General features: G+C 64.1%; 11 protein-coding genes and 1 pseudogene. 10 read left to right on the top strand and 2 right to left on the bottom strand.

From position 1 onward, the window contains the following. The first annotated feature begins 60 nt into the window (after nucleotides 1-60). Nucleotides 61-1,593, top strand: coding sequence for an amino acid racemase (locus tag QFZ94_RS24715; protein WP_429460225.1), 1,533 nt, complete (start codon nucleotides 61-63; stop codon nucleotides 1,591-1,593). Between the two features lie 134 nt (nucleotides 1,594-1,727). On the opposite strand, the gene QFZ94_RS24710 is transcribed toward QFZ94_RS24715, so the two are convergent. Next, nucleotides 1,728-2,699 (bottom strand): LysR substrate-binding domain-containing protein, encoded by a 972-nt coding sequence (locus QFZ94_RS24710; RefSeq protein ID WP_429461911.1) that lies wholly within the window; start codon nucleotides 2,697-2,699, stop codon nucleotides 1,728-1,730. 97 nt (nucleotides 2,700-2,796) lie between these two features. On the opposite strand from QFZ94_RS24710, the gene QFZ94_RS24705 reads away from it, so the two are divergent. Both QFZ94_RS24705 and QFZ94_RS24700 read left to right on the top strand, forming a co-directional pair. After that, entirely contained in the window at nucleotides 2,797-3,810 is a 1,014-nt protein-coding gene (locus QFZ94_RS24705; protein ID WP_429460223.1) for a zinc-binding alcohol dehydrogenase family protein, read from the top strand. Between the two features lie 24 nt (nucleotides 3,811-3,834). Next, nucleotides 3,835-4,260: a heme-binding protein gene (locus tag QFZ94_RS24700; RefSeq protein WP_368624164.1), complete on the top strand. Its 426-nt coding sequence runs from the start codon at nucleotides 3,835-3,837 to the stop codon at nucleotides 4,258-4,260. Nucleotides 4,261-4,545: 285 nt separating this feature from the next. Here the strand turns inward: QFZ94_RS24700 and QFZ94_RS24695 are convergent, their stop codons facing one another. Beyond that, a complete protein-coding gene (locus QFZ94_RS24695) occupies nucleotides 4,546-5,028 on the bottom strand; it encodes a cupin domain-containing protein (protein ID WP_368587572.1) in 483 nt (160 codons plus the stop codon). A 159-nt stretch (nucleotides 5,029-5,187) separates the two neighbouring features. On the opposite strand from QFZ94_RS24695, the gene QFZ94_RS24690 reads away from it, so the two are divergent. From QFZ94_RS24690 to uvrA, 7 genes and pseudogenes are all read left to right on the top strand, one after another. Continuing rightward, a complete protein-coding gene (locus QFZ94_RS24690) occupies nucleotides 5,188-6,213 on the top strand; it encodes an IS110 family transposase (protein WP_410853355.1) in 1,026 nt (341 codons plus the stop codon). 277 nt (nucleotides 6,214-6,490) lie between these two features. Beyond that, nucleotides 6,491-6,777, top strand: a pseudogene (locus QFZ94_RS24685) (transposase); the annotation flags it as partial. Between the two features lie 173 nt (nucleotides 6,778-6,950). Continuing rightward, nucleotides 6,951-8,531, top strand: coding sequence for a hypothetical protein (locus QFZ94_RS24680; RefSeq protein WP_429460222.1), 1,581 nt, complete (start codon nucleotides 6,951-6,953; stop codon nucleotides 8,529-8,531). A gap of 167 nt (nucleotides 8,532-8,698) precedes the next feature. Next, nucleotides 8,699-11,416: a tetratricopeptide repeat protein gene (locus QFZ94_RS24675; protein WP_429460220.1), complete on the top strand. Its 2,718-nt coding sequence runs from the start codon at nucleotides 8,699-8,701 to the stop codon at nucleotides 11,414-11,416. A gap of 99 nt (nucleotides 11,417-11,515) precedes the next feature. After that, nucleotides 11,516-11,950: a hypothetical protein gene (locus tag QFZ94_RS24670; protein ID WP_429460218.1), complete on the top strand. Its 435-nt coding sequence runs from the start codon at nucleotides 11,516-11,518 to the stop codon at nucleotides 11,948-11,950. Between the two features lie 44 nt (nucleotides 11,951-11,994). Further along, nucleotides 11,995-12,222, top strand: coding sequence for a hypothetical protein (locus QFZ94_RS24665; protein WP_429460216.1), 228 nt, complete (start codon nucleotides 11,995-11,997; stop codon nucleotides 12,220-12,222). A 327-nt stretch (nucleotides 12,223-12,549) separates the two neighbouring features. Then, nucleotides 12,550-18,417, top strand: a complete 5,868-nt coding sequence (uvrA, locus tag QFZ94_RS24660; protein WP_429461909.1) for an excinuclease ABC subunit UvrA — start codon at nucleotides 12,550-12,552, stop codon at nucleotides 18,415-18,417. The last annotated feature ends 613 nt before the right edge of the window (nucleotides 18,418-19,030 follow it).

The following is a 19,030-nucleotide window of genomic DNA, read 5'->3' as shown; positions in this document are numbered from 1 at the left end:
GCGCGCAGAAAGCCACCCGCGAGCGAGGGTGGACGCACAGAACGACCGGGGGATCTGACCATGAAGCGTTTTCGTTCGCTGGGTGTGGCGACTGGCGCGGCCCAGTTCGCCAGCGCCGACATCCTCGGCCGGCTGAGCACGGCGTCGCGCCGGCCAGGTGCCGCGCGCCCCTTCGATCTGATTCTCGAACCGCGCTCGTGGCCCGGGCTCGCCGCGCCCGATGCGACGGACGCGCGGTTCAAGATCCACGTGCTCGACACGATGCGCGCGTTCGAAAAGCGCGGTGTCGATGCGATCGTGCTGCCATGCTTTCTGAGCCACACCTTCATCGACGAACTCACGGCCAACGTCGCTGTGCCGGTCGCCAACATCATGACCGCGTTGTCCGAGCACGTGCGGCGCACCTATCCGTCGGCGCGGCGCGACGGCGCCCGGCGCATCGGCGTGCTGACGTCGGCGGCGATTCGCGCGAACGGCCTGTTCGAGCGTTACTTCGAAGCCGGCCAGTTCGACGTGTGCTATCCGCGCAACGACACTGGTTTCGACTGTGTGACGAGCGCCGTCTTCGGCGACGAGGGCATTCGCGCTGGCCGCCTGCACGGGCGGCCCGTCGAATTGCTATGCGCGGCGTGCGCGGACCTGGTCGCACAGGGCGTCGACGTGATCGTGCCGGGGCTCACGGAAATCGGCCTCGTGCTGGGCGCGCTCGGGTGCATCGAGGTGCCGCTCGTCGATTCGAACCAGCTGTACGCGCGCTATGTCGCGGCGGCGCAGTATCCGCAGCCGCAGCGGGCGTTTCGCCTCGGCGTGGTCGGCGGCATCGGGCCGGCCGCGACCGTCGATTTCATGGCCAAGGTCGTGCGCAACACGCCGGCCTCGCGCGATCAGGACCATATCCGGATCATGGTCGAGCAGAATCCGCAGATCCCGGACCGTACCGCGGCGCTGTTCGGTCGCGGCGACGATCCCACCCTCGCGCTGTACGCGGCCTGCAAGACGCTCGAGGAGGGCGGCGCGGATCTGATCGCGATTCCGTGCAATACCGCGCATGCGTTCGTCGAGCGGCTTCAGCCGGCGCTGCGCGTGCCGATCGTCAATATGCTCACCTGTACCGCCGATTATCTGCGCGAGACCTTTCCGGAGCTGCGCGAAGTGGGCGTGCTGGCCACTTCGGGCACGCTCGCGAGCCGCGTCTACGAACAGGCGCTCGACGCGCGCGGCCTCGTGCAGATCGCGCCGTCCGCGGCCGCGCAAGCGCGTCTGATGAACGCGATCTATGGGCCGCGCGGCGCGAAGGCGGGGCATACATCGGGCGAATGCTGCGACGACCTCGCGGCGGCCGTCGACGATCTGGTCGCGCGGGGCGTGCTGGTCATCGTGCTCGCTTGCACCGAGTTGCCGTTGCTGTTGCATGAGCAAGCGCTCGCGTGTGCGGGAGGGCGGGTGGTGCGGCTCGTCGATCCGACCGACGTGCTGGCGAGGCGTTGCGTCGAGTATGCGCTTGACGACAGTGCCACACGCGGGACGCGGGTGGGTAGTGCGGTGCTGGCGGTGGCAGGGTGCGCGTCGCCGAAGGAAAGCGCGGTCGGCTAACGAAGTATTGTCGTCGCCGCGCAGTGATTCGCCGCATTCCCGCAGATCGAGGCGCAAGGATACGGAATTGGTGAGGGGCTGTCGGACTCAGTACGGCCAACAGACGACCTTCGCGGGCAACGACGTTCGGACATTCAGACGTCCGTTGCGCCCTGGAGGCGGCCATTTAAATCGCGAGTACGGCCTGAGTGCCCTCTCAATGGATAGCTGGCGAGCAATGCAGCACATCGCTCCTGCAGGAAAGCATGCAACGCGTTGATCGCCGGCGACAGTTGCGCACGGTGAGCACAAATCAGGTGCAGCGGCGCAGGTTCGCAATACTCCGGGGGAAATAACTCCACCAGTCGACCTGCCTTCAGATCGTCGATGAGGTCCAGCCGCGACTTATAGACAAGTCCTTCCCCGGCTATCGCCCAGCGACGGACGACATCGGCATCGTCGCTGATGCGATTACCCGTGACTGCCACGGTGCGATCGCCACCAGGCGGGGTAAAGCACCAGCGTTCGTGTATCTGCTCGCTCCAGACATACCGAAGGCAGTTGTGTCGCCGCAGGTCCTCTACTTTGGCCGGTGCGCCATGCCGCTCGAGGTATGACGGCGCGGCACACAATGCACGTCGGTTGCTGTCGACCAGCCTCATGGCCAGAAGAGACGAATCAGCTAGCGCTCCGTAGCGCACGACGGCATCCAGAGGCTGGCGGATCAGGTCGGCCGCCCGGTCGCTCATTTTCAGGTGCAGCGACAATCCAGGATGCAGGTGCTGAAATTCATCGAGCCACGGCAATAGCAGGTTTCGACCAAAGTCAGACGGAGCGGACAGCCGCAGCGGCCCGGTCAGCGCCCCCCGGCTGTTTGCCAGGGCCTGCTCGCCTTGCTCCAGCGCACCAATCATGACCCGCGCATGCGGCAGATATCGCTCCCCGGCGTCCGACAGTTGCATGCTTCGCGTCGAACGGGTGAACAGGCGCGTGTCCAGCGCCTTTTCGAGTCGCTGCACTGACGCACTCGCATGGGCGGGCGCGATATTCAACTGGCGCGCCGCCTCCGAGAAGCTGCCGTAGTCCACCGTGTGCACGAAGATCTGGACGTCATCGAGTCGAATCATTTTCATTGAAATGCCGAAACTGTTTGAGCTTGGCGCGTATTTATCCGTATATCGACGAAAGATAACATGGTCTCATTGCCCCTTGGAGACCACGTGTATGAAAGCCATCGGCTTCTATCAGAACCATCCCATCAGCCACCCGCAGGCGCTGCAGGATATCGAGCTGCCGACACCGGAACTGCGCGACCACGATCTGCTGGTGGAGGTGAAAGCGGTATCGGTCAACCCGGTCGATACCAAGATCCGGCGCGGTGGAGATGTTCCGGAAGGCGGTGCGCGCATCGCCGGCTGGGACGCGGCGGGAATCGTCCGCGCGACCGGTCCGCTGGCCACCCGCTTCAAGCCAGGCGACCGTGTCTGGTACGCGGGGGACATCAAGCGGCCCGGCTGCAACAGCGAACTGCACGCCGTGGACGAACGCATCGTCGGACCCATGCCGACCTCACTGGATTTCGCAGAAGCCGCTTCGTTGCCGCTGACCGCGATCACCGCGTGGGAACTGCTGTTCGACCGTCTGCGTGTTCAGGCAGCGGATCCGACCGACAACAACGTGCTGCTCGTCATCGGAGCGGCGGGCGGCGTCGGCTCGATTCTGACCCAACTGGCACGTGAGCTGACTGGTATGACCGTCATCGGCACGGCCTCGCGGCCGGAAACCCGCGAGTGGGTGCTGGCCCATGGCGCACATTACGTCCTCGATCACCATCAGCCCTGGGCAGCTCAACTGGCCGCGCTCGGTATCGAGCACGTCACCCATGTTGCGGGGTTGAACAACAGCGCCGCCTACGTGCCTCAGATCGCCGCCGTGCTGCGCCCGGAAGGCCAGTTCGCCCTCATCGACGACCCGGTGGGTCTGGACATCGGCCCGTTCAAGGGAAAATCCATCTCGATTCACTGGGAGCTGATGTTCACCCGCGCGATGTTCACCACCGACACCCTCGCGCGGCAACAAGCGTTGCTGCGCCGCGCGGCGCAGCTGGTCGATCTGGGCCGCCTCAAGCACACGCTGACCCGCCGCATTGACGGCATCAACGCCGCAGGTCTGATCGAAGCGCATGCGCTGGTCGAGGCGGGCAACATGATCGGCAAGGTCGTCGTCGCCAACCACTGAACCCTTCTGAGAACGAGCATCAACATGACATCGCAAATCATCAGCACGACAACGATCAGCCTGGAAGCCGCGCAAGCACTGCTGGCCGAGGCGCGCCGCGCCTGCGCCGCGCGCGGATTCGCCGCGACAATCGCCATTACGGACGCGGGAGGTCACCTGCGCGCTTTCGAGCGCGCGGATACCGCCCCGTTCCTCACCGTTGGCGTCGCCATTGACAAGGCATGGACCGCCGCATCGTTCGGCATGGCCACGCACCAATGGAATCAGTACATGGCCGAGCCCGCCGTTGCCCCGCTGGCACACCATCCGCGGCTGACGCCGGTCGGCGGTGGCGTACCGATCTTCCACGAAGGGCATCTGGTTGGGGGCATCGGCATTTCTGGCGGCGCATCCGTTCAAGATCATGAGGCCGCTGAGGAAGCACTGCGTAACGCAGGGTTTCTGCAATAGACCGTGCGCTACCCATGAGGCGCCGGCGCGGATGACGGGATCACTTCGATAGCTGCCGCCGAAGCTGTGGTTGCTCAAGCGGCGGTTCAGGGTCGACTGCGGTAGTTCGCCCAGAGGTCATGTTGAACCATGCGGGCTGTTAGCAAACTGCCGGCGTCGGCCATGAAGCGTCATTCGCCCGCACCATTGCGCGGACGGTCAGATGTCGGATCCAACCAGCAAGCGGCCATTCAATTCGCGTGGACGAATCATGCTTAATCGCCATTGCGGTCATCCGCGTAAGCCTCAGTCCGGCATCCCGTTATGGTCGCCGAGTGGTCTAGCGGGCCAGTCCACCCAGCGGTCCTCGCGGGTAAGTTCGTACGCTTCGTTGAGCGGGTAACGAATACGGTTGTCGTCGCGCGGACGTTCGCCGATCACCATCAGCCTGACTTCGTCGTTCGTATTGTTGATGAAGGTGTGGCAGATTCCGGTGCCTGCCGGAAACGCGACGGAATCGCCTTCAGCAATGGGATGCAGCACGCCGTCGATCCAGACGTCGGGCTTGCCCTCGAGCACGTACACAAACTCCTGCTCGGTACTTTCGGCGTGCGGATATGACGTTCGCCGGCCGGGCAGAAGCCTCACATGATGAATGCCAATACGCGTAATGCCGAGTGCGGCGGAAAGCGGCGCGTCTAGCGCCATTGGCTCGGTATCGCCGCGATAGGAATGCGCATCCGGTTCTTCGAGTTCAGTCCAGTGTTTGATGAAATCTGGTCGGCTCATCGGTTGTTCTCCTTAAGGGCGAACATCGATGATAGCGGTTTAGAAACGGTTTCAAAAAGGCTTTGTAGGGGCTGTTAACCCATAGCACAACCTGTAATGGGATGGTCACCCCCTCCCCGCAGCAGGGGTACTCTGCCGGGATTCCTTGGGAGATCTGCCATGCAAAACGTCACATTGGTCGGTATTGATCTGGGTAAGCACGCTTTTCACCTTCATGGTCAGGATGCGGCGGGTAAAGCGGTGTTTCGCAGAAAGTTATCGCGCAAGCAACTGATTGAGTTCTTCGCCACGCTCCATCCATGCACGATAGTCATGGAGGCGTGTGCTGGTGCGCACTGCATGGCACGCAAGATCGCCGAACTCGGGCACGAGGCAAAGCTGATCTCGCCGCAGTTCGTACGCCCGTTCGTGAAGAGCAACAAGAACGATTTCGTCGATGCCGAGGCAATCTGCGAAGCAGCTTCCCGACCGTCAATGCGCTTCGTAACGCCGAAGACTGTATCGCAGCAGACACTGTCTGCCCTGCACCGGGTACGCGACTCACTCGTTCGGGACAAGGTTTGCACGACCAATCAGATGCATGGATTCCTGCTTGAATTCGGCGTCACGCTACCTGTCGGCAATGCCGTTGTCAGGCGCCTGCCCGCGTTGCTGGCCGAGCACTCCCTCCCGCCACGTCTCGTCGCGATTCTTGAGCGCCTGCATGCGCATTTCAAATATCTTTCGGAGCAGATTGGCGAGATCGAGAAGGAGCTCAACCGGCAGCTTGCGGATGACGCTATAGCCCAGCGACTGCTTACCATTCCGGGAGTTGGACCGATTACCGCAAGCTTACTTGCCTCAGAACTCGGCGATGGAAAGCAGTATCGATGCGGCCGCGACTTTGCCGCTGCCGTCGGACTGGTCCCCCGCCAGTACAGTACGGGAGGCCGGTCGAACCTGTTGGGAATTTCCAAGCGGGGGGACAAGAACATTCGCCGGTTGCTCGTCCAGTGTGCCCGTGCCTTCATGCTGCATCTGAACAGGCACACGGGCAAGATGGCCGACTGGGTGCGCTCAATGCTCGCGCGACGACACTCAAACGTAGTGGCCTGTGCGCTCGCTAACAAGTTCGCGCGAATAGCCTGGGCCATTGCGAGTCGCGACGCTGTATTCGACCCATGCACGCGAAGCGCCCCTCGATGAGCCACCTCCCGCCGAACTGCTTTACCGAAGTCGATCCATCTGGTTTTGCGATTGCTGAATACTGATGACGTGAACGGCAAACCGGCCTGACGGAAACCCTGAGAGGTTAACCAGCTTCTGAAGCTGCCCCTGTTATCAGGACCATCAGGCGCGATTCTCATCGAGGCGCGACGGCTCATCCCGCTCTGACGCCGGATAGATTTACGCAAACCCAACGCGCCAAAAAATTCAGCATTGCAAAAACGGGGGTGACCATAGATTAACCTCGATCGAGGAGTTGGGCAAACCAATCATCGACGACGAACTGTGGGTACTGATCGAGCCACTGCGACCACCAGCGAAGCCACGCCGCTTCAAGTATCCGTGCCGCAAGCCTGTCCGGATTGCGCTGCGCTGACCGGCATCCTGTTCGTGCTGAAGACCGGTATCCGGTGGCGAGATTTGCCGGCAGAGATGGGATGCGGCTCGGGCGTCAGTTGCTGGCGAAGGCTACGCGATTGGCAACAAGCCGACGTGTGGGATCGATTGCACGCAACGCTTCTGGCGAGGTTGCGAGCGATGGGTCGAACTCAGCCAAACGCAAGCGATCATACCTTTAACAGCCCGGCCCAAGGCGGGCCCCACGGTTTTCCTCAAGAATCCCAAAGCACTTGCCGATAGATGATCCTGGTTCATCCAGGAAAGGCCATGCATGTTGCAAGCATGACCATGGCCGAACACGCCCTTCGGAACACAACATGAAGAACATCGTTAGCCGGGCCGTTTTCACATTCGCTGCGTTGGGTCTGAGTGCGTGTGCGCACCCGCCCACACCGCCAGTTTCACCGCCGACCACCGGTAATGCCGCCGCAAAGGCTGCAGAGGCATGGTCCCGCTTGCCGCCCGACGTGCTGGCTGCCTGTCGTGGCGTTTTCATCTCGACGGGCGCGGGCAAATTCAACGAAGCGGTTGAACTGTCAAGACAGTGTCTTGCCTCGCAGAGCCTGACTGTCGAAATGCGGGCAACCATGCAGCAGCAACTCGCGGTGGTCGAAACGATTCTGAAGCAACCTGCCGCGGCATTGGACGCGCAAGAGGCAGGCGTCGCGTTGACGCCGGCGCCGACCGATTTGCAGCTGCTAATGCTCGCGCAACTGTATGTCGCCAATCTTCGCTACAAAGAGGCGCTCGACACGCTCGATCGTATCCAGGCGGCGCACGAGCCGAAACACAATCTGGACACAATACTCGGCACGCCGTACTACGTGGCGCTCGGTCGTGCGCTCGGGGGACTGGGGCGGCATCAGGAAGCGATCGATGCGGCCTCGAAGGGACTTGCGATCCAGTGCGCGTCCGCAGAGGCTTATCGGCTGCGCGCGGTGGAACGGGAGGCTATAGGAGATTCAGCGGGTGCGCGTGCAGATTATGTGGCGTTCGCGCGCTGGGCTATCGACCCGGCCATCGACGAGCCAACGCGGGCCAAACTGGCCGCGCTGAAGATCGATCCCGCGAGCGAGCGCCGGCATCCGTTTGGCACCGACAACCCGTTGCGCGAACTGTCAGCCCATGCGCTGAGCACGGCACAGCTGTCGCTGAAGACAGCGACAACGCAGCAGCAGAAGGCCACGGCCTATAGCGATATTTCAGCTTACCTCGACAATTCCAATCGGCATCAGGAGGCGCTCAAGGCTATCGACCAGGCTATCGCTCTGGCACCGGACGACATTGCGTTCCGGCAGTCGAGGATCACCACGCTTGTCGGGCTGAACCGGTTAGACGATGCTATCGATCAATCCGCTCCTCTGATCGCCAGGATGCGCGGCGAACTGGAGGGCGCGACGGATAAGAAGAGCGTCTACGGCAGGTATAGCGAGCTGACCATGTCGCTCGCCTGGGCGTACATCCTGAAGCATGACTGGGTCAACGGCATCGAGTTACTTGCGGACAACGCACAAGGTGCGGCGCCATTCGATCAGGACTATCTGGCCTCGACCTACCTGTATGTACGCGCGCGCAGCGGCGGCTCGGCGCCCGCGAATCCGTACTTCGATGAATACATCCGGCGCAATGCACAGCCAATACTGGGCAACTATCGTCGCTGGCTGCTGCTATATATGCAGGGACGCGCGACGATCGACATGGTGTATGCCCAAGCCGTCATGATTCCAGTGCCGGAGATGCTCGAAAACGCGCTCGCGGAGACCTGGTTCATGGCCGCCGCCTACGAACGCTTTGTGAAGCATGACGATGCTGCCGCGCGGGCCTACGTCGGCCGGATCAACGATCTTCAGCCGTATGGGACCAACGAGTGGGGAATGGCGACAAGGGGAGCCGTGTGACAGGAGCGGCTGCTAGACGATTGTTGTCGCTCGTGCTCGTCGTTGGCGCAAGCTGCCCTGCTGTTACGCAGGCGCTGCCATCGGCGCCATTGGGTTCGGCGAATCAGGTATCCGGCACGCCGGCCGCCATGTCGTTCAACGACGCGGCGTCGCCTTGCCTCTTGCTCATGACAGCGCGCAATGCGTTTTCGCTGGCACCGCTCGGCACGCCTGCACAGTTGCGCAAGACGTGCGCCGCCGAGTCGGCCCGGGGCAATCCTGCCGCACGCGTGATCTACGGTCAGATGGTCCTGTTTGGATATGCCGCGCCGCCCGACAAATCCGGGCTGGCGATTCTCACTCAAACGGCAGCCGAGGGCGATGCACGCGCCCAACGGCTTATCGGCTCCCTTTATCGCGAAGGCTACCGGGTGCCGAAGGATCCGCGCCTTGCGCGTCAGTGGCTTAGTCGCGCGGCGGAAGGCGGCGATGGAAGATCTGCCGAAACGCTCGGCCTGATGGACTACAACGGCGAAGGCGGCTCGGTCGACTTTCCCTCGGCGTATCGCCTGTTCGTCCGTGCCGCCGGATACGGCGACCCGCTTGGTGCGACCAATGCGGGGCGGATGCTGTTGGTCGGCCAACCCGGTGTGCCGCGCGACGAGGCGGGCAGTGTCGCGTGGTTCATCCAGGGTGCGCTGCAGGGTGACGCCGACGCGCAATTTCAGCTCGGCATGGCGCTGCTGCGCGGCAGCGCCGTCGTCGCGGATGCGCATGGTGCCGCTGGCTGGCTTGCCGCGGCGGCGGCGCGGAACCAGCGTGAGGCGAAGGCGATGCTGGCCGAACTGTATCTGTCGGGAAAGGGGGTTTCGCCGGATGCTCTGCGCGGCTTTTCGCTGATGACGGAAGCGGCACGCAGTGGCCTGGCCTACGCGCAACGCCGCACGGGCGATCTGTACGCGCAAGGCACAGGTGTCACACGCAACGATGTATTGGCACTTGAATGGCATCGCAAGGCCGCGCTCAACGGCGACACGAATGCCCAGTTCGCGCTGGCCGTGCAATACCGGCTGGGACAAGGTTGTCCTGTCGACTTCGACGCCGCGATTGGCTGGATGCGCGGTGCGGCGCAGGCGGGCCTCGCGGTTGCACAGAACGATCTCGGCACGATGCTGCAGGCCGGCGAAGGTACCCGCCGCGATATCGGAGAGGCACGGCTCTGGTACGAGCGGGCGTCGGAGCAGGGACTCGGCATTGCTTCGTATAACCTCGCGTCGCTGGCCCGCGCCGGGCTCGGCGAGCCGCGTGATCTCGCACGAGCTTACCGGCTCGCCCGACTTGGCGCACAGCGCGGCAACGCGCAGGCGCAAGTGATGCTGGGAGGGATGCTATTTGCGGGGGAGGGCGCGCCAGCGGATAAAGCGGCGGGATTCGCCTGGTATCGCAAGGCTGCCGATGGCGGTGATCGGGAAGCCGAACGCATTGTCGCCATGCTGTATATCAACGGCAATGGCGTGCCGCGCGATGAGAAGCTAGGTGAATCCTATCTGAAACGTGCGGCGATGCATGGTGACGCGCAGGCCCAAACGGCTTTGGCAATATTGTTGCTCAAACGGCCGTCACCGGACGAACAGTCCGCAGCACGGGAGTGGTTGATCAAGGCGGTCTCGCAGCGGTTCGGTCCGGCCTATGCTGCGATGGGCACCCTGTATGCGAAGGGCGAAGGCGCTGCGCCGGATCAGGCGACCGCGCTGCAATGGTTCACACGAGGCGCAGAGTCGAACGACGAGGTCTCGCAGCGCATTCTGTGCCTCGTCTATGCGAACGGTTCAGGTGTCGCCCCCGATGCGGTGAAGGCTCAGCGCTGGTGCACGGCGGCGGCCGGGGCAGGCGATACGCTCGCCATGCGGCAACTGGCAACCGGTTTCGCGACTGACCCGCCTCTGCCCTCGGCGACGCGCGCGTACTGGCAATGGCGGCTCGCGTCGACTGGCGACGCGGCATACGAATTGATGCTCGCAGACTCCTACGATCTGGGGCGCGGTGTCGCCGTAGATTTCGGCGCGGCACTGTACTGGTTTCGACGGGCTGCCGAGCACGGCAATGTGGACGCGCAGTCCGCCCTGGCTTCGCATCTGTTCAGTGGGCTCGGCGGGGAGTCCGACGATCTCGAGGCATTAGAGTGGGCGAGCCGCGCGGCGGCGGCCAGCGCAAGTGCGATGGACCTGACGGGCGAAGCCTACCTCTATGGAAGAGGCGTCGCAAGAAATCCGCAGATCGCCCGGCGTTGGCTGGAGAAGGCTGCGACCGCGGGCTCGGCAGACGCGGCAAATGAACTCGCCAATGTCTACCAGACTGGAAATGGCGTCGCATGCGACGACACGCTTGCCGCTCAGTGGTATCGGAAGGCAGCCGCGCTCGGGTCGCGTCAGGCGGCGATTGCAGTTGCACTGCATCAGCAGGATGACGACGGGGCGGTGGCGCTGACTGCGCGAGCCCGATACTGGCTCGCACTCGAAGGCGATCCATCGACGAAGGCTGGAGGACCAACTTCGACGCCACCTGCCGATGCGATGCAGGCAGGCGATCGTCTCGACTTCGACGCGTTGTCGGCATTGAACAAGGCACTCGCCGGAATGCCGTTCGCGCAGATCGAGATGGGTATTCTGTTCTGGCGAGGCGACGGCGTGATGCGGGACAGGGCGCTCGGCGACGCGTGGCTCAGGCGTGCGCAATCCGCCTTTGGGGCGCAACCGGGCTGGCGGTGTTTCGTGCAGCCTGCCCGGATCGTCGAGGCCCGAGTTCGTGCCGGGCTCACGGAAGCGGAGCGGGAACGCGCGGATCTTTTGACGGAAAACCTGCTGATGACCGTTCCTGCAATCAATGTCGCGACGGAGATGAAGTGAGGTCCGTCGGCATCCGGCGAGATTCATTGAGGCGTCGCTAAAGTAAATTCGTGCTCTACCGATAACCAAAGGGAACGTTTTTTATCGAAGCGAAAACCGATGAACCTGCGATTGAAATCGTGGCTGCTGGCCTTCGCATTGAGCGCCGCGTGTGCCGGTATCGTGGCCGGCCTGAATCTGACGCTCGTCGATCCGGGGCATCCTCAGCCGCCCTGGTTGACCCTTCTGCACGTAGCTTGTGCGTTCGCCGGCGCACTAGCCATTACCCGCTTTGTCCAGGGTGCACCAGCAGCACTGCAAGGCCCTACCTCCCGATCCACCATCGCACAAGGCGTCGTCGCCCACAACAGAACAGGTACCGTGAACTTCGTGGTCCCCGGAAAGAGCGCGTTTTTCTCGACGGGCCGCTGCGTCATGATCCTTTGCTTCGTGCTGTGCTTCATGGTGCAGTTCGTGACGGCCGGCAAGCCGGACGACGACACCAGCGGCTCGGACGCCGGCACCGGCCAGCATCTGCGCAAGCTGAGCACGTGAGGCCGATTGGTAGGCCGGGCCAGGAGTCGTCGGCGACAGCGCCGGTGGCAAGGCGAGACGTTCGTCGCCGATCCGCGCTTCAAACGCTCGCGGTCTCCTTGCTCGCGTTGGGCATCGTGGCGATCTGCGTCGGCCTCTATAGCTTGCTTCAAGCGTTCGACGTCTTCGATATTCCGATCGCGTTCAAGGTGTGGTTCTCGCGCGCCCTCGTCGCGCTGGTGATCGGCGTGATTGCGCTGCGTTTCGGCGGTAGGTGTGTCGAGGCGCTTTAGGGCCGAGCTAAACGCGATTCTTCCAGCCTCGAAAACCCGCGCGAGTCCCACGAATTCCGTCCCCAGGCACCACGCGCGCAGCGCAACTCCGCCCGTCATGGAAAACTGTATAAACATACAGTATAGTATCCCCCTACAGCCAGGCTTCCGGGCGCTTGTCGCGCCGTCCCGGCTGCACCGAACTTGCGCGGTCGCGAGAGCCGGCCGTGAGAGGTGAACCACTCCTTCAGACGGTCGGAAAAATTGTCCTCCAACGACGCAACCCCTGACACCCTCGCTGACACCCCCCAAGGCGGCAACCCGAGCAGCAACAAGACCCAGGGCACGATCCGCATTCGCGGCGCCCGCCAGCACAACCTGAAAAACGTCGACCTCGACGTGCGCACCGGCGAAATGACGGTCGTCACCGGGCCGTCGGGCTCGGGCAAGTCGAGCCTCGTGTTCGACACGCTGTATGCGGAAGGCCAGCGCCGCTACGTCGAAACCTTCAGTGCGTACGCACGCCAGTTTCTTGACCGGATGGATCGGCCGCAGGTCGACCGCGTCGACGGCGTACCGCCCGCCATCGCGATCGACCAGACCAACCCGGTGCGCAGCTCGCGCTCCACGGTCGGCACGATGACCGAGCTCAACGACCATCTGAAGCTGCTGTACGCGCGCGCGGCCGAGCTGTTCGACCGCCAGACCGCGCACCCGGTGCGGCACGACACGCCGGAGACGATCTACGCGGAACTGCTCGAACGCACCGCGCTGGAGGAGCCGCGGCTCGTCGTCACGTTCCCGGTCGAGCTGCCGGAGTCGGCGTCCGAGCAGGAGGTCGAGCAGTGGCTGTCGGCGAGCGGCTATACGCGCGTGCAGGCGCAACGGGAAGTCGATTCACCGACTGGCAAGCGCAAGCTGCTCGACGTCGTCGCCGACCGCTTCCGGCTGCGTTCGGTCGATAAAGCGCGCGCGATCGAGGCGATCGAGGCATCGCTGAAGCGCGGCGGCGGGCGCGTCAATATCTACGTGCTGCCGGCCACCTCGGACGAACCGCAAGCCGAAGCCGCCGAGCCGCGCATCTGGCGTTTCTCCACCGGTCTGCATAGCCCGGAAAGCGATCTGCGCTATGCCGATCCGCAGCCCGCGCTGTTCTCGTTCAACTCGGCCTATGGCGCTTGTGATGCCTGCCGCGGCTTCGGCCGCGTGATCGGCGTCGACCTCGGTCTGGTGATTCCAGATGCGCGCAAGACGCTGCGTGAAGGCGCGGTCAAGCCGATGCAGACGCCCGCGTGGAAGGAATGCCAGGACGATCTGATGCGCTACGCGGCGAAAGCCGACATCCGCCGCGACACGCCGTGGGGCGAGCTCAGCGAGCGCGAGCGCAACTGGGTCATCAACGGCTCGCCGGACTGGAACGGCAAGTGGCAGACGCATTGGTACGGCGTCAAACGCTTCTTCGATTATCTGGAATCGAAGGCGTACAAGATGCATATCCGCGTGCTGCTGTCGAAGTACCGCAGCTATACGCCATGCGAAACCTGCGGCGGCGCGCGCCTGAAAACCGAATCGCTGCTGTGGCGTCTCGGCAGCAAGGCGAACGCGAACGACGTGCTCGCGCCCGAGCAGCGCTTCATGCCGCGCGGCGTGCAGTGGTCGCGCACCCAGCTCGAAGCGTTGCCGGGTCTCACCGTGCACGATCTGATGCTGATGCCGATCGAGCGCATCCGCCGCTTCTTCGACGACATCACGCTGCCGAGCGCGTTGCTCGACGACGCGCTGAAGCTCTTGCTCGCCGAAGTGCGCACGCGCCTCAAGTATCTCTGCGACGTCGGTCTCGGCTATCTGACGCTCGATCGGCAAAGCCGCACGCTGTCGGGCGGCGAGGTGCAGCGAATCAACCTGACCACCGCGCTCGGCACGTCGCTGACCAAGACGCTGTTCGTGCTCGACGAGCCTAGCATCGGCCTGCATCCGCGCGACCTGAACCGCATCGTCGAGGCGATGCACCGGCTGCGCGACGCGGGCAATACGCTGGTCGTGGTCGAGCATGATCCATCGGTGATGCTCGCGGCGGACCGGCTCATCGATATGGGTCCGGGGCCTGGCGAGCGCGGCGGTTCGATCATTTTCGACGGCGCGCCCGACGCGATCCGCTCGACCGGCACGCTGACCGGTGAGTACCTCGGCGGCCGGCGCCATGTCGCGGATGCCGCGCACTGGTCGCGTCGCGCGGTCGACGCGAGCACGCCGCGCATCGTGCTCGAAGGCGCGAGCGAGCACAACCTGCGTGACGTCACGGTCGAAATTCCATTGCAGCGGCTCGTCTGCGTGACCGGCGTGTCCGGTTCCGGCAAATCGACGCTGCTGCAGGACGTGCTGTATCCGGCGATGGCGCGCCACTTCGGCCTCGCCACCGAAGCGCCGGGCGCGTTCAAGTCGCTTATGGGCGCGGACCAGGTCACCGACGTCGTGTTCGTCGACCAGTCGCCGATCGGCAAGACCGCGCGCTCGAATCCGGCCAGCTACGTCGGCGCGTTCGACGAAATCCGCAAGCTGTTCGCGAAGGCGCCGCTCGCGCAGCAGCGCGGCTACGGCCCAGGCATGTTCAGCTTCAACTCGGGCGACGGCCGCTGCCCGACTTGCGGCGGCTCGGGCTTCGAGCACATCGAAATGCAGTTCCTCTCCGACGTGTACCTGCGCTGCCCCGATTGCGACGGGCGTCGTTATCGCGCGGAGATTCTCGAAGTGAAGATCGAGCGAGGCGAGCCCGCGCGCGCATTGAGTATTGCCGACGTGCTCGAATTGACCGTCAGCGGGGCTGCCGCGTACTTCGCCAAGGACGCCGAAGTACTGCGCGTGCTGCAGCCGATCGTCGACGTCGGGCTCGAATACGTGAAGCTCGGCCAGCCGGTGCCGACGCTGTCGGGCGGCGAGGCGCAGCGGCTCAAGCTCGCGGGCTTTCTCGCGGAATCGGCGCAGGCGCGTAGTCCGCGTGGCGCGAAGCAGGCGGTCGCGAAGCGTCTGTTCATGTTCGACGAGCCGACCACGGGCCTGCATTTCGGCGACATCGCGAAGCTGATGCAGGCGTTCGGCAAGCTGCTCGCGAGCGGTCATTCGCTGATCGTGATTGAGCACAACCTCGACGTGATCCGCGCGGCCGACTGGATCATCGACCTCGGTCCCGAAGGCGGCGACGGCGGTGGCCGCGTGCTGTGTGCGGGCACGCCGGACGAAGTGAAAGCGTGTGCCGAGTCGCATACCGGCGAGGCGTTGCTGCGATACGACCGCGCGATGGGCCTCGCAGCCGAAGCGGAGCCGCAAGGCATCCCGCTGCAGAAGGCACTGAGCGCGGCCCGCGCGCGGCGCGCGATCGAAGGCGAGGACGTGGTGCGCATCGTCAACGCGCGCGAGCACAACCTGAAGGCGCTCGACGTGGACATCCCGCACGGCAAGTTCAACGTGATCACCGGCGTGTCGGGCTCGGGCAAATCCACGCTCGCGTTCGACATCCTGTTCCACGAAGGTCAGCGGCGCTACCTCGAATCGTTGAATGCGTACGCGCGCTCGATCGTACAGCCGGCCGGGCGACCCGAAGTGGACGCGGTGTACGGCATTCCGCCGACGGTCGCGATCGAGCAGCGGCTGTCGCGCGGCGGCCGCAAGAGTACCGTCGCGACCACCTCTGAGGTGTGGCACTTCCTGCGTCTGCTGTACGTGAAGCTTGGCTTGCAGCACTGCGTTCACGACGGCACGCCGGTCACGTCGCAAAGCGCCGAATCGATTGCGGCGCAGTTGCTGCGCGATCACAAGGGCCAGCATGTCGGCTTCCTCGCGCCACTGGTCGTGAACCGCAAGGGCGTCTATACCGACCTCGCGAAATGGGCGAAGGCGCGCGGCAATACGCATCTGCGGGTGGACGGCGAGTTCGTGCCGGTCGATCCGTGGCCGAAGCTCGACCGTTTCCGCGAGCACACGATCGAGCTGCCGGTCGCGGACCTCGTCATCTCGGCCGATCACGAAGCCGAGTTGCGCGAAGCGCTCGATCAAACGCTCGAGATCGGCAAAGGCATCATGCATCTGCTCGCGCCGCTCGACGGCCTGCACGACGCGCTCAACGGCGGCAAGTCCACCGCGAAGCTCGGCGACGTGAAGGTGCTGTCGACGAAGCGTGCGTGTCCGGTGTGCGGCACGAGCTACCCCGAGCTCGATCCGCGCATGTTCTCGTACAACAGCAAGCATGGCTGGTGCACGAGCTGCGTCGGCACAGGGTTGTCTCTGACGCGCGAGCAGCGCGCCGCGTACGACGACACGATCGTCGTCGATGACAATCGCGGCCGCCGCGAACAGAGCTTGCCGTCGGAAGAGCAGGAACCGGAAGGGCTCGTCGACGAGCCGTGTCCGGATTGCGCGGGCACGCGTCTGAATCCGGTCGCGCGTGCCGTGACGTTCGACTCGCAGGCGATCGTCGATGTCGCGCAATGGACCGTGTCCGACACCCGCGCATGGATCGATACGCTGCAGATGACGGGCCGCGATGCCGAAATCGCGCGCGACGTGATCAGTGAAATCGGCAGCCGGCTGCAGTTCCTCGAAGAAGTCGGGCTCGGCTATCTGAGCCTCGATCGCGCGGCGCCGAGTTTGTCGGGCGGCGAAGCGCAGCGCATCCGGCTCGCCGCGCAGCTCGGCAGCAACCTGCAGGGCGTGTGCTACGTGCTCGACGAGCCGACCATCGGCCTGCATCCGCGCGACAACCAGATCCTGCTCAACGCGCTGCGCAAGCTCGGCGACAAGGGCAATACGCTCGTCGTCGTCGAGCATGACGAAGATACGATCCGGCGCGCCGATCACATCATCGATATCGGGCCGGGCGCGGGCAAGCGCGGCGGCACGCTGATCGCGCAGGGCAGCGTCGCTGACCTGTCCGCGCAGGCCGATTCGCTGACCGGGCGCTTCCTCGCGCAGCCGATCGTGCATCCGCTGCAGCCGCGTCGCGAGGTCGTCGCGCCGGGCAAGCGCGCAGCCGCGGTGCCGGAGAACTGGCTGACCGTGCATGGCGGCAAGTTGCACAACCTGCGTGACGTGACGGTCGGCATTCCGCTCGCGCGGCTCGTCGCGGTCACGGGCGTCAGCGGCTCGGGCAAGTCGACGCTCGCGCGCGACGTGCTGATGACCAATCTGCTCGATGCGGTCGGGCGCTCGGTGCTGTCGTCGCCGGCCACCCGCCGCGCGCGTGCGGCGGCCGAACAGAAACCTACCGCGAACCGGCGTTCGAGCGTGCTCGCGCGCTCGGCGCCGCGCGCGCCGCTGAACGTCACGCACACGTGGCAGGGCTGCGATTCGGTTACCGGCTGGGAAAGCATCGACCGCGTGCTCGAAGTCGATCAGACGCCGATCGGCAAGACACCGCGGTCGTGTCCCGCCACCTACATCGGCGTCTGGGATGCGATCCGAAAGCTGTTCGCGGGCACGCTGGAGGCGCGCGCGCGTGGCTATACCGCGTCGCGTTTCTCGTTCAATACCGGTGAGGGCCGCTGCCCCGCGTGCGAGGGCCAAGGCGTGCGCACGATCGGCATGAGCTTCCTGCCCGACGTGAAAGTGCCGTGCGATGTCTGTCACGGTCAACGCTTCAATCCGGAGACGCTCGCGGTCACGTGGCGTGGCAAGAACATCGGCGATGTGCTGACGATGGAAATCGACGAAGCGGTCGAGTTCTTCGCGTCGATTACGAACATCGGGCATCCGCTGCAACTGATGAAGGACGTCGGGCTCGGCTATCTGACGCTCGGCCAGCCGTCGCCTACGTTGTCGGGCGGCGAGGCGCAGCGCATCAAGCTCGTCACCGAACTGAGCAAGGTGCGCGACGACCTCACCCGGCGCGGCCAGAAGCCGCCGCATACGCTATACGTGCTCGACGAGCCGACGGTCGGCCTGCATATGGCGGACGTCGCGAAGCTGATTCGCGTGCTGCATCGGCTCGTGGATGGCGGGCATAGCGTGGTCGTCATCGAGCACGATCTCGATGTGATCGCCGAGGCGGACTGGATCATCGATCTCGGTCCGGAGGGCGGCGTGGGCGGCGGCACGATCGTCGCGGCAACCGATCCGGAAAGCCTGTCGCGCGTGGCCGCGAGTCACACCGGCGCGGCTTTGCGGCCGGTGCTTGCGCGCACGGCCGCTACGGCGACGCTGGCCGGAGAGGGGACCAATGGCTGAGGCAAGCTGACGAGCGGCGGCGCGGCCGTTGCGCGCCGCGCTTTGCGGTCCCCAACCGACTGTTTGTGCGCATTCCGGGCGCGCTCATCAGATGCGCCGTTGCAACTCGTCAGGTTGCAACGGCCCGCGCTTCGTCGCGTGTGCGCCACACGTGATTGCTGCACCGCATCCACTCACCAGAGGTGCGCCAAACGCGACGCATCCGCGCGATTAATTCATACGAAAGCGACCGGCGATGTTTCAAAATAGAAACGTTTTTAGAACCCCCGATAAATCAGCATTTGGATATTAATTTCGGACCCAGAACGAGTGCCGCACAAATACCTAATCGGCGCGTGGAATAACTTTACGCTTTGCGAATAAACTACCGAATTGCGCGGACATAATCGGGACCATAAGCAGTTCACGATTGAAACATTTTTGATCCGGCAAGAAACGTACTCGGTAAGGCGGGTTCACTGCGCTTCGCATTATCGGCAACTTTGCCCGAACGGGCGAGAGTGCCGTCCGCAAAGGCTTTGCGGTAAGATATCCCCACGCTGCGCGCTCAGCCTTGCATAGTTGCCGGCCCTGTAGGCCGCTCATATCAATCGCTCAATAACCGCTTTTCGTC

The organism is Paraburkholderia sp. JPY465, from assembly GCF_050436725.1.
GTDB classification, from domain to species: Bacteria; Pseudomonadota; Gammaproteobacteria; order Burkholderiales; family Burkholderiaceae; genus Paraburkholderia; species Paraburkholderia youngii.
This window is presented reverse-complemented; position numbering and strand designations above follow the sequence as displayed.

What these genes read in the sequence shown, in the direction of transcription:
- QFZ94_RS24680 (WP_429460222.1), top strand. Translation starts at nt 6,951, where the DNA reads ATGAAGAACATCGTTAGCCGGGCCGTTTTCACATTCGCTGCGTTGGGT.
- QFZ94_RS24670 (WP_429460218.1), top strand. Translation starts at nt 11,516, where the DNA reads ATGAACCTGCGATTGAAATCGTGGCTGCTGGCCTTCGCATTGAGCGCC.
- QFZ94_RS24700 (WP_368624164.1), top strand. Translation starts at nt 3,835, where the DNA reads ATGACATCGCAAATCATCAGCACGACAACGATCAGCCTGGAAGCCGCG.
- QFZ94_RS24695 (WP_368587572.1), bottom strand. Translation starts at nt 5,028, where the DNA reads ATGAGCCGACCAGATTTCATCAAACACTGGACTGAACTCGAAGAACCG.
- QFZ94_RS24710 (WP_429461911.1), bottom strand. Translation starts at nt 2,699, where the DNA reads ATGATTCGACTCGATGACGTCCAGATCTTCGTGCACACGGTGGACTAC.
- QFZ94_RS24675 (WP_429460220.1), top strand. Translation starts at nt 8,699, where the DNA reads ATGACAGCGCGCAATGCGTTTTCGCTGGCACCGCTCGGCACGCCTGCA.
- QFZ94_RS24715 (WP_429460225.1), top strand. Translation starts at nt 61, where the DNA reads ATGAAGCGTTTTCGTTCGCTGGGTGTGGCGACTGGCGCGGCCCAGTTC.
- QFZ94_RS24690 (WP_410853355.1), top strand. Translation starts at nt 5,188, where the DNA reads ATGCAAAACGTCACATTGGTCGGTATTGATCTGGGTAAGCACGCTTTT.
- QFZ94_RS24705 (WP_429460223.1), top strand. Translation starts at nt 2,797, where the DNA reads ATGAAAGCCATCGGCTTCTATCAGAACCATCCCATCAGCCACCCGCAG.